Origin of the sequence: Pseudomonas sp. D2002, from assembly GCF_013385735.1 — a bacterium.
Classification (GTDB): Bacteria; Pseudomonadota; Gammaproteobacteria; order Pseudomonadales; family Pseudomonadaceae; genus Aquipseudomonas.
Genome location: NZ_JACAPL010000023.1, coordinates 65,113 through 78,716 on the forward strand (window position 1 = coordinate 65,113; position 13,604 = coordinate 78,716).

At 61.5% G+C, this 13,604-nt stretch carries 12 protein-coding genes; all 12 read left to right on the forward strand.

What is annotated here, in order from left to right; genetic code table 11:
• Positions 1-131 precede the first annotated feature (131 nt).
• The 12 genes from flhA to HX783_RS27860 all read left to right on the forward strand — a co-directional run bounded on the left by flhA (position 132) and on the right by HX783_RS27860 (position 13,528).
• Positions 132-2,246, forward strand: coding sequence for a flagellar biosynthesis protein FlhA (gene flhA, locus HX783_RS27805; RefSeq protein ID WP_177019104.1), 2,115 nt, complete (start codon positions 132-134; stop codon positions 2,244-2,246).
• An 11-nt stretch (positions 2,247-2,257) separates the two neighbouring features.
• Positions 2,258-3,574 (forward strand): flagellar biosynthesis protein FlhF, encoded by a 1,317-nt coding sequence (flhF, locus tag HX783_RS27810; RefSeq protein ID WP_159958596.1) that lies wholly within the window; start codon positions 2,258-2,260, stop codon positions 3,572-3,574.
• Between the two features lie 107 nt (positions 3,575-3,681).
• A complete protein-coding gene (gene fleN, locus HX783_RS27815) occupies positions 3,682-4,515 on the forward strand; it encodes a flagellar synthesis regulator FleN (protein ID WP_003192912.1) in 834 nt (277 codons plus the stop codon).
• Entirely contained in the window at positions 4,512-5,252 is a 741-nt protein-coding gene (gene fliA, locus HX783_RS27820) for an RNA polymerase sigma factor FliA (protein WP_065909829.1), read from the forward strand. Before fleN ends, fliA begins: the two co-directional genes overlap by 4 nt.
• A gap of 168 nt (positions 5,253-5,420) precedes the next feature.
• A complete protein-coding gene (locus tag HX783_RS27825) occupies positions 5,421-5,795 on the forward strand; it encodes a chemotaxis response regulator CheY (protein WP_005790040.1) in 375 nt (124 codons plus the stop codon).
• Between the two features lie 18 nt (positions 5,796-5,813).
• A complete protein-coding gene (locus HX783_RS27830) occupies positions 5,814-6,602 on the forward strand; it encodes a protein phosphatase CheZ (RefSeq protein WP_177019002.1) in 789 nt (262 codons plus the stop codon).
• An 11-nt stretch (positions 6,603-6,613) separates the two neighbouring features.
• On the forward strand, positions 6,614-8,848 hold the full coding sequence (locus HX783_RS27835; protein WP_177019003.1) for a chemotaxis protein CheA: 2,235 nt from the start codon (positions 6,614-6,616) through the stop codon (positions 8,846-8,848).
• A 49-nt stretch (positions 8,849-8,897) separates the two neighbouring features.
• Positions 8,898-10,019, forward strand: a complete 1,122-nt coding sequence (locus HX783_RS27840; RefSeq protein ID WP_177019004.1) for a chemotaxis response regulator protein-glutamate methylesterase — start codon at positions 8,898-8,900, stop codon at positions 10,017-10,019.
• Positions 10,019-10,759, forward strand: coding sequence for a flagellar motor protein (locus HX783_RS27845; protein WP_145158855.1), 741 nt, complete (start codon positions 10,019-10,021; stop codon positions 10,757-10,759). The genes HX783_RS27840 and HX783_RS27845 overlap by 1 nt, the downstream gene beginning before the upstream one ends.
• A gap of 253 nt (positions 10,760-11,012) precedes the next feature.
• Positions 11,013-11,900 carry a flagellar motor protein MotD gene (gene motD, locus HX783_RS27850; RefSeq protein ID WP_177019005.1) on the forward strand — a complete coding sequence of 296 codons (888 nt, stop codon included), beginning with the start codon at positions 11,013-11,015 and terminating at the stop codon, positions 11,898-11,900.
• A 51-nt stretch (positions 11,901-11,951) separates the two neighbouring features.
• Complete coding sequence (locus HX783_RS27855; RefSeq protein ID WP_014719332.1) at positions 11,952-12,740, forward strand: ParA family protein; 789 nt, start codon at positions 11,952-11,954, stop codon at positions 12,738-12,740.
• On the forward strand, positions 12,740-13,528 hold the full coding sequence (locus HX783_RS27860) for a CheW domain-containing protein (protein ID WP_177019006.1): 789 nt from the start codon (positions 12,740-12,742) through the stop codon (positions 13,526-13,528). Before HX783_RS27855 ends, HX783_RS27860 begins: the two co-directional genes overlap by 1 nt.
• The last annotated feature ends 76 nt before the right edge of the window (positions 13,529-13,604 follow it).

The window sequence follows — 13,604 nt, forward strand, 5'->3', positions numbered from 1 at the left end:
CGCTTATGAGGTGATCAACGGCCCAAAGTGAAAGTTGGAAGGCTTCTTGCAATACCGCCTCCAGGACGCCTCTCAGCGTCAAAACTTTGCTTCAAGGAACACGAGGAATACCGGTGGTAGATCGCTCTCAAATGCTCAACACGGCCCGTGGCACCCTGACTGACTTGTCGCGGGGCAACCTGGGTGTGCCGTTGTTGTTGCTGGTGATGCTGGCAATGATGATGTTGCCGATGCCGCCGTTCCTGCTCGATGTGTTCTTCACCTTCAACATCGCCTTGTCGGTGGTGGTGCTGCTGGTCTGCGTGTACGCCCTGCGCCCATTGGATTTCGCCGTATTCCCCACCATCCTGCTGATTGCAACGCTGCTGCGCCTGGCGCTCAACGTGGCGTCCACGCGGGTGGTGATGCTCCACGGCCAGGACGGCCACGCCGCCGCCGGTAAGGTGATCCAGGCCTTCGGTGAGGTGGTGATCGGCGGTAACTACGTGGTCGGTATCGTGGTGTTCGCGATCCTGATGATCATCAACTTCGTGGTGGTGACCAAGGGTGCCGGGCGGATTTCCGAGGTGAGCGCGCGGTTTACCCTCGACGCCATGCCCGGCAAACAAATGGCCATCGACGCCGACCTCAACGCCGGCCTGATCGACCAGAACCAGGCCAAGTCCCGCCGCCTGGAAGTGGCCCAGGAGGCCGAGTTCTACGGTTCCATGGACGGCGCGAGCAAATTCGTACGCGGTGACGCCATTGCCGGCCTGTTGATTCTGTTCATCAACCTGATCGGCGGCATGGCGGTCGGTATCTTCCAGCACGGCATGACCTTCGGCGATGCGGGCAAGGTGTACGCCTTGCTGACCATCGGTGACGGTTTAGTGGCGCAATTGCCATCACTGTTGTTATCCACAGCGGCGGCGATCATGGTGACCCGTGCTTCGGGTTCCGAAGACATGGGCAAGCAGATCAGCCGGCAGATGTTCGCCTCGCCCAAAGCGCTGGCCGTGGCGGCGGGCATTATGGCGATCATGGGCATCGTGCCGGGCATGCCGCATATCTCGTTCCTGAGCATGGCGGCCATGGCGGCCGGCGGCGCTTACCTGTTCTGGCGCAAGCAAAACCAGGTCAAGGTCCTGGCCCAGCAGGAGATCGCCCGCCAACAAGACCTGTTGCCGTCTCCGGCCCGCGCCCAGGAAACCAAGGAGCTTGGCTGGGATGACGTGACCCCGATCGACATGATCGGCCTGGAAGTCGGCTACCGCCTGATTCCGTTGGTGGACCGCAACCAGGGCGGCCAATTGCTGGCGCGGATCAAGGGCGTGCGCAAGAAGCTGTCCCAGGACCTGGGCTTCCTGATGCCCACCGTGCACATCCGCGACAACCTTGATTTGGCCCCCAGCGCCTACCGCCTGACCCTGATGGGCGTGATCCTCGCCGAAGCCGAGATTTACCCCGACCGCGAACTGGCGATCAACCCTGGCCAGGTGTTCGGTACGCTTAACGGCATCACCGCCAAAGATCCGGCTTTTGGCCTGGAAGCGGTGTGGATCGAAGTCAGCCAGCGCAGCCAGGCGCAATCCCTCGGTTACACCGTGGTTGACGCCAGCACTGTGGTCGCCACGCACCTCAACCAGATCCTGTACAAACACTCCCACGAGCTGATCGGCCACGAGGAAGTCCAGCAATTGATGGGTTTGCTGGCCAAAGCCTCGCCAAAATTGGCCGAAGAGCTGGTGCCGGGCGTGCTGTCGCTGTCGCAGTTGCTCAAAGTGCTGCAAGCCTTGCTGGCCGAACAGGTGCCGGTACGCGACATTCGCAGCATCGCCGAGGCCATCGCCAACAATGCCGCCAAGAGTCAAGATACTGCCGCTCTGGTGGCGGCGGTGCGTGTCGGATTGTCCCGTGCAATCGTGCAAAGCATTGTAGGCATTGAGTCTGAGCTGCCTGTTATCACCTTGGAGCCAAGGTTGGAACAAATATTGCTCAATAGTATTCAGAAGGCAGGACAAGGCCAGGAAGAGGGCGTTCTGCTGGAGCCAAGCATGGCGGAAAAACTGCAGCGCTCGTTGATCGAAGCCGCGCAGCGCCAGGAAATGGCGGGTCACCCGGTGATTCTGCTGGTGGCAGGCCCGGTCCGTGCGATGTTGTCGCGGTTTGGACGCCTGGCAGTACCGAATTTGCACGTTTTGGCTTATCAGGAAATTCCTGACAACAAGCAAGTGACTATCGTCGCGACAGTAGGGCCCAACGGCTGAGGTAGTGGGTTATGCAAGTTAAGCGTTTTTTCGCCGCCGATATGCGTCAGGCCATGAAACTGGTACGTGATGAGCTGGGCGCCGATGCCGCGATTATCGGCAACCGTCGCATTGCCGGCGGTGTCGAGCTGACGGCTGCGCTGGATTACACGCCGCAGGCCCTGGCGCCGCGCGTGCCGAACATGGAGCTCGAAGACGAGCTGCGCAAGACCGCTTCGCGCATTGTCTCGGCCCAGGCTGAGCTGAGCATGCGTGGCGACAGCGATACCACCACCAATCGCCAGTTGTTCGCCGGCCTGCCGCTGACCGCCGCCGAGCCTTTGGTTGAACCGACTTTCAAAGAACCGCCACGTCCTGCAGCGCCAGCCCCGGCCGCCGCAGTCGACCAGCGCGTGTTCGATTCGATGCGTTTTGAACTCAATGGCCTGCGTGAACTGCTCGAAGTGCAGCTCGGGTCGCTTGCCTGGAACCAGTTGCAAGGCAGCAAGCCGCAACAGGCCAACCTGTGGCGCCGCCTGCAACGCATCGGCCTGTCCGGCCCGTTGTCCCGCGACCTGCTGGCGCTGACCGCCGAAGTTGAAGAACCACGCCAAGCCTGGCGCATGTTGCTGGCGCACCTGGCGCGCATGATCGTCACCCCGGAAATCGAACCGCTGGAAGAGGGCGGTGTGATTGCCATGGTCGGCCCTGCCGGCATGGGCAAGACCACCACCCTGGCCAAGCTGGCCGCGCGTTATGTGCTCAAGTACGGCGCGCAGAATATCGCCCTGGTGAGCATGGACAGCTACCGCATCGGCGCCCAGGAGCAGCTCAAGACGTTGGGCCGCATTCTCAATGTGTCGGTGACCCACGTCGACCCGGGCCAGTCCCTGGCCAACGCCCTCGACCCGCTGCTGCGCAAACGCGTAGTGCTGATCGACACCGCCGGCCTGCAAGCCAGTGACCCGGCGCTGCGCATGCAGCTGGAAAGCCTGGCCGGGCGTGGCATCAAGTCGAAAAATTACCTGGTGCTTGCAACCACCAGCCAGAAACAGGTTCTTACCGCTGCCTACCACAGCTACAAACGCTGCGGCCTGGCCGGTTGCATCCTCACCAAGCTCGACGAAACCGCGAGCCTGGGCGAAGTGCTGAGCCTGGCTATCAGTCATGAATTACCGGTCGCCTACCTGACCGACGGGCCGCGGATCCCGGATGATCTTCATCTGCCGCGCCGTCATCAGTTGGTCAGCCGTGCTGTCAGTGTGCAAATGCAAGAAGAGCCTAGCGAGGAAGCGATGGCCGATATGTTCGCCGACCTTTACCACAACCCCGCCAAGCGGGTGGGTTGAGGGTCAGGATGAACACCGTGAAATGTATCTACATCGATGGTCTGCAAGCGATTCACGCGGCCAAGCCATGTAGCCTGCGTCTAAGCAAGACAAGGTAAAGAAATAAAATGGGCAGCATGCATCCCGTACAGGTGATCGCGGTGACCGGCGGCAAAGGTGGCGTCGGGAAAACTAACGTGTCAGTGAATTTGTCCCTGGCCCTGGCAGAGCTTGGCCGTCGCGTCATGCTGCTGGATGCTGACCTGGGCCTGGCGAACGTCGACGTGTTGCTGGGGCTGACACCCAAACACACCCTTGCCGATGTGATTGAAGGCCGCTGCGAGCTGCGCGATGTGCTGCTGCAAGGCCCCGGTGGCATTCGCATCGTGCCGGCCGCTTCGGGCACCCAGAGCATGGTGCACCTGAGCCCGGCGCAGCATGCCGGCCTGATCCAGGCGTTCAGCGACATCGGCGACAACCTCGACGTGCTGGTGATCGACACCGCCGCCGGCATCGGCGAGTCCGTGGTCAGCTTCGTGCGCGCCGCGCAAGAGGTGCTGCTGGTGGTCTGCGACGAACCCACCTCGATCACCGACGCCTACGCCCTGATCAAACTGCTTAACCGTGACTACGGCATGAACCGCTTCCGCGTGCTGGCCAACATGGCCCAAAGCCCGCAGGAAGGGCGCAACCTGTTCGCCAAGTTGACCAAGGTCACGGATCGCTTTCTCGATGTCGCCTTACAATACGTTGGCGCAGTTCCTTATGACGAGTGTGTGCGCAAGGCTGTGCAAAAGCAGCGTGCAGTCTACGAAGCGTTCCCTCGTTCGAAGTGCGCACTGGCGTTCAAGGCTATTGCCCAGAAGGTCGATACTTGGCCGTTGCCCGCCAACCCTCGGGGGCATCTGGAGTTTTTCGTCGAGCGATTGGTGCATCAGACGAGCGCGGGACCTGTGCTATGACATCCAGCGGCTACAACCTTTACAAAAAGTCGGCACGTGACAGCCAAGGCGAATTGATCGAGCGCTATGCGCCCCTGGTCAAGCGCATTGCCTACCACCTGCTGGCACGCCTGCCCGCCAGCGTGCAGGTCGAAGACCTGATCCAGGCCGGCATGATCGGTTTGCTCGAAGTGTCGACCAAATACGACGCGAGCAAAGGGGCGAGTTTCGAGACGTATGCGGGCATCCGTATCCGTGGCGCGATGCTCGATGAGGTGCGTAAAGGGGATTGGGCGCCGCGCTCGGTACACCGCAACACGCGAATGGTCAGTGACGCAATTCGCGCAATTGAAGCAAAAACCGGTCGTGACGCTAAAGATCATGAAGTTGCGGCCGAACTCCAATTGAGTCTCGACGATTACTACGGGATTTTGAACGATACCTTGGGCAGCCGCCTGTTCAGTTTCGACGACCTGTTGCAGGACGGCGAACACGAAGGGCTGCACGAGGACGGCGCGAGTGCTCATCTCGAACCGTCGCGCGACCTGGAAGACGAACGTTTCCAGGGCGCATTGGCGGATGCGATTGCCAATTTGCCGGAGCGTGAGCGACTGGTGTTGGCGCTGTACTACGACGAAGAGCTGAACCTCAAGGAAATCGGTGAGGTCCTGGGGGTCAGCGAATCGCGTGTCAGCCAGTTGCACAGCCAGTGCGCAGCCCGCTTGCGGGGGCGATTGGGAGAGTGGCGCGCGCGCTGACAGGCAGTGTGGGGACACTGCAGACGCTACCGCGAAGGCTTCAAGCCTTCGCGGGTTCGTTCCGTGGTGCCCTGGGCAGTCCTTTTTGTGTAACGCCTGTTGATTGAAATGGCGCGTCCAGGTGCTGGGCGCGTTTAAGACTGCTTGGAGGTCGAATTGGACAAGAACATGAAAATCCTCATCGTTGATGACTTCTCAACGATGCGGCGGATCATAAAAAACCTGTTGCGTGACCTTGGGTTCACCAACACGGTCGAGGCGGATGACGGCATTACGGCGATTCCGATCCTCAACAGCGGGAGCATCGACTTTCTGGTAACCGACTGGAACATGCCGGGCATGACCGGCATCGACTTGCTGCGTCACGTGCGCGCCGATGAAAAACTGCGCAGCTTGCCTGTGTTGATGGTGACCGCCGAAGCCAAGCGTGAACAGATCATCGAAGCCGCCCAAGCCGGGGTTAACGGTTACGTGGTCAAGCCATTCACTGCGCTGGCCTTGAAAGAGAAGATCGAAAAAATCTTCGAACGCATCGGTCATTGATGCTGCCACGGGGGAGCTATGGAGCATAAAGAAACGTCACAGGGCGATTTTGAGTCGACCCTGAAAAAGCATGCTCACCAGTTGGTCGACAGCCTTGAAAAAGGCCAGTTCGGCGACGCGGTGCAGTTAATCCATGAGCTCAACCAGACCCGTGACCGCGGCCTGTACCAGGAAGTGGGCAAGCTCACACGCGAGCTGCACAGTGCGATCGTCAATTTCCAGATTGACCCGCATATGCCCCAGGCCGAAGAGATTTCGCAAATCACCGATGCTACCGAACGCCTGTCCTACGTGGTCAGGCTGACTGAGGCAGCGGCCAACCGCACCATGGACCTGGTGGAAAACGCCACGCCCCTGGTCAATGGCATGGCCACCGAAGCGCAGGCCCTCAGCGTTGACTGGGGCCGCTTCATGCGTCGGGAAGTGGGCGCGGAAGAGTTTCGTGAATTGGCGCGTCGGGTCGACGGCTTTTTGTCGCGCAGCGAGCAGGAAAACCGCACGGTTGCCAGCAACCTCAATGACATTCTGCTCGCCCAGGATTACCAGGACCTCACCGGTCAAGTGATCAAGCGCGTGACTCAATTGGTCACCGAAGTGGAAAGCAACCTGCTCAAATTGGTGCTCATGGCCGGCCAGGTTGATCGTTTTGCCGGCATCGAACATGACCGCGAAGCGATCCTCTCGGAAAAAGATCCACAAAAACATCTCGCCAAGGGTGAAGGTCCGCAGATTCATGCCGATAAACGTGAAGACGTTATGTCAGGTCAGGATGACGTAGATGACCTGTTATCCAGTTTAGGCTTCTAAGGAGCACCCACATGAGCTTCGGCGCCGATGAAGAAATCCTTCAGGATTTCCTTGTAGAGGCCGGCGAAATTTTAGAGCAACTGTCCGAACAACTGGTCGAGCTGGAAAGCCGCCCGGATGATGCGAACCTGCTCAATGCAATTTTTCGCGGTTTTCACACTGTAAAAGGGGGCGCCGGCTTCCTCCAGCTCCATGAGCTGGTGGAGTGCTGTCACATCGCCGAGAACGTGTTCGACATCCTGCGCAAGGGTGAGCGCCACGTCGACTCGGAACTGATGGACGTAATTCTCGAAGCATTGGATGCGGTCAACGGCATGTTCAGCGAAGTGCGCGAACGTGCCCCGATCACGGCTGCCACCCCGGAACTGCTGGCCGCCCTGGCGCGCCTGGCCGAACCTGCCGACACTACGGCTGCGCCGGTGGTGGAAGCGGCACCGGTGGCCGAGCCTGAAGCGGATGTGACCGACAGCGAGTTCGAACAGCTGCTCAACTCCCTCAGTGCCGTGAAGGCCGAGGCGGAAGCGCCGCAAGCACCCGCTGCGCCCGCAACCCCGCCTGCCACGCCGACCAGCGAAGACATTACCGACGCTGAGTTCGAGTCCTTGCTCGACCAGCTGCATGGCAAAGGCCAGTTCGCCGCCGACGCATTGGCGCCTGCTGCCGCCCAGCCGCCTGCTGCCGCCGAGCCGCAAGCACCGGCTGCGCCTGCCAGCACCGACATTACCGACGACGAATTCGAAGCATTGCTCGACCAACTGCACGGCAAAGGCACGTTTGTGGCCGAAGCCTTGCCGGAAGTCGCCGCGACCGCCGCAGCGCCAGCCGCCAAGGCTGAACCTGCCGGCGACGGGCTGATCTCCGATCACGAATTCGAAGCCCTGCTCGACGAATTGCACGGCAAAGGCAAGTTCACCGAAGTGGCTCCGGCCGCTGCGGCTGCAACTGCCGCACCGGTAGCAGAGAAACCTGCGCCGGCCAAAGCTGCCGCCAAACCCGCTCCGGCTCCAGCCCCTGCAGCTGCTGCGGCACCTGCGCGTGCCGCAGCGGCGCCGGTGGCCGAAAAACCTGCCAGTGAAGCCGAAACCACGGTGCGCGTTGATACTGCGCGCCTGGACGACATCATGAACATGGTCGGTGAACTGGTGCTGGTGCGTAACCGCCTGGTGCGCCTGGGCCTGAACAGCGGCGACGAAGCCATGCAAAAGGCCGTGTCGAACCTCGACGTGGTCACCGCAGACTTGCAGACCGCGGTGATGAAAACGCGGATGCAGCCGATCAAGAAAGTCTTCGGCCGCTTCCCGCGCCTGGTTCGCGACCTGGCACGCCAGCTCAAGAAAGAAATCAACCTGGAACTGGTGGGTGAAGAAACCGACCTCGACAAAAACCTTGTCGAGGCCCTGGCCGACCCGCTGGTCCACTTGGTGCGCAACGCCGTCGACCATGGCGTCGAAACCCCGGAAGAACGCGAAGCTTCGGGCAAGTCCCGCAACGGCAAAGTGATTCTGGCGGCGGAACAGGAAGGCGACCATATCCTGCTGTCGATCACCGATGACGGCAAAGGCATGGACCCGGCGATTCTGCGCAATATCGCGGTCAAGCGTGGCGTGATGGACAAGGACGCCGCCGACCGCCTGACCGACACCGAGTGCTACAACCTGATCTTCGCCCCGGGCTTCTCGACCAAGACCGAGATCTCCGACGTGTCCGGCCGTGGCGTCGGCATGGACGTGGTGAAAACCAAGATCAGCCAGCTCAACGGCTCGATCAACATTTACTCGACCAAGGGCCAGGGCTCCAAGATCGTCATCAAGGTGCCGTTGACCTTGGCGATCATGCCGACCCTGATGGTGATGCTGGGCAACCAGGCGTTCGCCTTCCCGCTGGTCAACGTCAACGAGATCTTCCACCTCGACCTGTCGCGCACCAACGTGGTGGACGGCCAGGAAGTGGTGATCGTGCGCGACAAGGCGTTGCCATTGTTCTACCTCAAACGCTGGCTGGTGGCTTCGGCCAAGCATGAAGAGCAGCGCGAAGGCCATGTGGTGATTCTCTCCGTGGGCACTCAGCGGATCGGCTTTGTCGTCGATCAACTGGTCGGCCAGGAAGAAGTGGTCATCAAGCCTTTGGGCAAAATGCTGCAGGGAACCCCGGGCATGTCGGGTGCGACCATCACCGGTGACGGTCGGATCGCGCTGATTCTCGATGTTCCGAGCATGCTCAAGCGTTACGCCGCACGGCGTATTTGATTCTGGTGGGGCTTGGGCGGTAATGCCCGCCCCGCCTAACGGAGTGTTTATGGCAGTCAAGGTCCTGGTGGTGGACGATTCGGGTTTCTTCCGCCGCCGCGTCTCGGAAATTCTTTCCGCCGATCCAACGATCCAGGTGGTCGGTACGGCCACCAACGGTAAAGAAGCGATTGATCAAGCCATTGCGTTGAAGCCCGACGTGATCACCATGGACTACGAGATGCCGATGATGGATGGCATCACCGCAGTTCGGCACATCATGCAGCGCTGCCCGACTCCGGTGTTGATGTTCTCCTCGCTGACGCACGAAGGCGCCCGGGTCACCCTGGATGCGCTGGATGCCGGTGCGGTGGACTTTTTGCCGAAGAATTTCGAAGACATCTCGCGCAACCCCGAGAAGGTCAAGCAGATGCTGTGCGAGAAGGTGCACAGCATTTCGCGCAGTAACCGTCGCAGCCTGTTCAGTGCGCCAGCGCCTGCACCGGCGGCAGCGCCTGCTGCGCCGACGTCGTCATTTGCACGCCCGGCGCCTGCGCCCGTGGCACGCCCTGCGGCGCCACCTGTACGTGCCGCTGCACCGAGCGCGCATTCGCCTGCGCCCAAGCGCAAAGCCTACAAGCTGGTCGCTATTGGCACGTCTACCGGCGGCCCGGTGGCCCTGCAGCGCGTGTTGACGCAATTGCCGGCCAACTTCCCGGCGCCGATTGTGTTGATCCAGCACATGCCGGCGGCCTTCACCAAGGCCTTCGCCGAGCGTTTGGACAAGCTGTGCCGCATCACCGTCAAGGAAGCCGAGGATGGCGACATCCTGCGTCCTGGCCTGGCGCTGCTGGCGCCGGGCGGCAAGCAGATGATGGTGGATGGCCGTGGCGCGATCAAAATCCTGCCGGGTGATGAACGTTTGAATTACAAGCCGTGCGTGGACATCACTTTCGGCTCGGCAGCCAAGTCCTACGGCGACAAAGTTCTGGCGGTGGTGCTCACCGGCATGGGCGCCGACGGCCGTGAAGGCGCGCGCCTGCTCAAGCAGGGCGGCAGCGCGATCTGGGCGCAGGACGAAGCCAGCTGCGTGATCTATGGCATGCCCATGGCCATCGTCAAGGCGGACCTGGCCGACGCTGTCTACAGCCTGGACGACATTGGCAAGCATCTGGTGGAGGCCTGCCTCTGATGGATGTCTTGAGCCTGATTGGCATCACCATGGCGTTTGTCGCGATTATCGGCGGCAACTACCTTGAAGGCGGCCACCTTGGCGCCTTGGCCAACGGCCCGGCAGCGCTGATTGTGATAGGCGGCACCGTGGGCGCCGCCTTGTTGCAGTCGCCGCTGAGTTCGTTCAAGCGTGCCATGCAGATTCTGGTGTGGATTATTTTCCCGCCGCGCGTCGACCTGCCAGGCGGCATCGATCGCGTGGTCAACTGGAGCCTCACCGCCCGCAAGGAAGGCCTGCTGGGCCTGGAAGGCGTGGCCGATGCCGAGCCCGACAGCTACGCGCGCAAAGGCCTGCAATTGCTGGTGGACGGTGCCGAACCGGAAGCGATCCGCAGCATCCTTGAAGTGGACTTCTACACCCAGGAAAGCCGCGACATCAACGCCGCCAAAGTCTTTGAAAGCATGGGCGGCTACGCGCCGACCATCGGCATCATCGGTGCGGTGATGGGCCTGATCCACGTGATGGGCAACCTGGCTGACCCGTCGCAGTTGGGCAGCGGCATTGCCGTAGCGTTTGTCGCCACCATCTACGGCGTGGCGAGTGCCAACCTGGTGTTGCTGCCGGTGGCCAGCAAGCTCAAGTCGATTGCCATGCGCCAATCGCGTTACCGCGAAATGCTGCTGGAAGGCCTCTTGTCGATTGCCGAGGGTGAGAACCCGCGCTCCATCGAATTGAAGCTCCAGGGCTTCATGGATTGATGCGCATGCACCTTGACCCGTGGCCAGTGAGCTTTATGTGGCGAGCGAGCTTCTTGTGGCAGCCCGGCTTGTTGTGGCGAGCGAGCTTGCTCGCGCTGGGCTGCGAAGCAGCCCCAATTAAGCCAACGCGTTTCTTCAGGTGGAACGCGGCGCCTGGTGTTGGGGCCGCTTCGCGCCCCAGCGCGAGCAAGCTCGCTCGCCACAACAGCCTCACTGGCCAACGTCAGTGCCGTGTTCAGAGAGGTAACTGCCTGTGAGCCGTCGCCGCCGCGAGCCTGAAGAGCACGTCAACCATGAACGCTGGCTGGTGTCCTACGCCGACTTCATTACCTTGCTGTTCGCGTTTTTCGTGGTCATGTACTCCATCTCGTCGATCAACGAAGGCAAGTACAAGGTGATTTCCCAGGCGCTGATCGGTGTGTTCAACGACGCCGACCGTGCCCTCAAGCCGATTCCTATCGGCGAAGAGCGGCCCAAGACCGTCACCCCGGCCAAGCCGCTGGTCAACGACAGCGACGAAACCGCCGCCGGCGTGGGCGGCACCAGCGACCCACTGAAAAGCATTGCCGATGACATCAGTGCCGCGTTTGGCGACCTGATTAAATCCAACCAGATGACCGTGCGCGGCAATGAGCTGTGGGTGGAGATCGAGCTGAATTCCAGCTTGCTGTTCGCCAGCGCCGACGCGATGCCGAGCGACCAGGCCTTCACCATCATCGACAAGGTGGCGGCGATCCTCAAGCCGTTTGAAAACCCGATCCACGTGGAAGGCTTTACCGACAATTTCCCGATTGCCACCGCGCAGTACCCGACCAACTGGGAACTGTCCTCGGCGCGTGCCGCGAGCATCGTGCGCATGCTCGCGATGCAGGGCGTGAACCCTGGCCGGCTGGCGTCGGTGGGCTATGGTGAATTCCAGCCGGTGGCCAATAACGCCACCGCCGAAGGCCGCGCACGCAATCGCCGTGTGGTGTTGGTGGTGTCGCGCAACCTGGATGTACGCCGCAGCCTCACCGGCACCGGCACGGCCAATGCCACACCGGATGCGGCACTCAAGCGGGCTGGCACACAAACTGCACCGCCAACCGTTAAGCCGCCGGTTCGTCAGAGCGCCGTCAATTCTCCGTCACCGGCTCACTAATTTTATGCACTGTCTCGGTCGCGCCAACGCCTGCCGGGAGGAACCAACCGAATGAGAGTCTGGGCAGTTGCCAATCAAAAAGGTGGAGTCGGCAAGACCACCACCTCCATCGCCTTAGCCGGCTTGCTGGCCGAGGCGGGCAAGCGTGTGGTCGTGGTCGACCTGGACCCGCATGGCTCGATGACCAGCTATTTCGGCTACGACCCGGATGCGCTGGAGCACAGCTGCTACGACTTGTTCCTGCACAAAGGCAGCGTGCCTGCCGACTTGCCTGGGCAACTGTTGCTGCCCACCAGCAACGAAAGCATCTCACTGCTGCCGTCCAGCACCGCCCTGGCCACCCTTGAGCGCCAGTCGCCGGGGCAGAGCGGCCTGGGCCTGGTGATCGCCAAGACCCTGGCGCAACTGTGGCAGGACTTCGACTACGCCATTATCGACAGCCCGCCGCTGCTCGGCGTGCTGATGGTCAACGCCTTGGCGGCCAGCCAGCAACTGGTGATCCCGGTGCAGACCGAGCACCTGGCGGTCAAAGGCCTGGAACGCATGGTCAGCACCTTGGCGATGATCAACCGCTCGCGCAAGCAGGCGCTGCCGTTCAGCATTGTGCCGACCTTGTTCGACCGCCGTACCCAAGCGTCCCTGGGTACTTTGCGGGTGTTGCGCGATGCCTACCCGGACACCATTTGGAACGGCTACATCCCGGTGGACACGCGCCTGCGTGACGCCAGCCGTGCCGGGCTGACGCCTTCGCAGTTCGACGGCAAAAGCCGTGGCGTGCTGGCCTACCGCGCGCTGCTCAAGCACCTGCTGTCGCAACAGCTTGTGGCGCAGGTGGCGTGATGAACCGTCCCGTTGAACTCAAGACCCGGCCGCAACTGGCACTGGAATCCTACCTGGATGCCTTGCTGCAGGAAGCGACGGAAGAAGAACTGCCGGAACCGCTTCTGGTTCTTGAACCTGCCGTTGCAGAACCCGACAGCACGTTGGATGAATTCCAGCTGGCGGTACTTGAAGAACAAGCCCGCGACGCGCACGTGGTGCCTGTGGTTGTGCCGATTGCGCCGGTGGTGGTGGCGCCGGTGGTGGTCGAGCCTGTGGTGGAAGTGCACCTGCCGCCCAGCATCACGCCGCCGCCGGTCACCGGTGACGGCCGCCCGTCATGGGCCGCCGAGCCGTTCGAATGCCTGTTGTTCGACGTCGCCGGGTTGACCCTGGCGGTGCCGCTGGTGTGCCTGGGCTCGATTTATTCGCTGGAAGGCCAGGAGCTGACGCCACTGTTCGGGCAACCGGAATGGTTCCTCGGCATCCTGCCCAGCCAGGCCGGCAACCTCAAGGTGCTGGACACTGCGCGTTGGGTGATGCCCGACCGTTACCGCGATGATTTCCGCCAGGGTTTGCAGTACGTGATCTCGGTGCAGGGCTACGAGTGGGGGTTGGCGGTGCATCAAGTCAGCCGCTCGTTGCGCCTGGACCCGAATGAAATCAAATGGCGCAGCCACCGTGGTCAACGGCCATGGTTGGCGGGCACCGTGATTGAACACATGTGCGCGTTGCTCGACGTCGCCGAACTGGCTGAGTTGATCGCCAGCGGCGCCGTAAAAGCGATGCCACAGAACAAACGCAGTTGATTGAACAATAAGGTCCGCATGCGAGTGCGGTCAGCGAAGTACACACGCCGTGTTGAGCGGCATTTGAAGGGGTCCG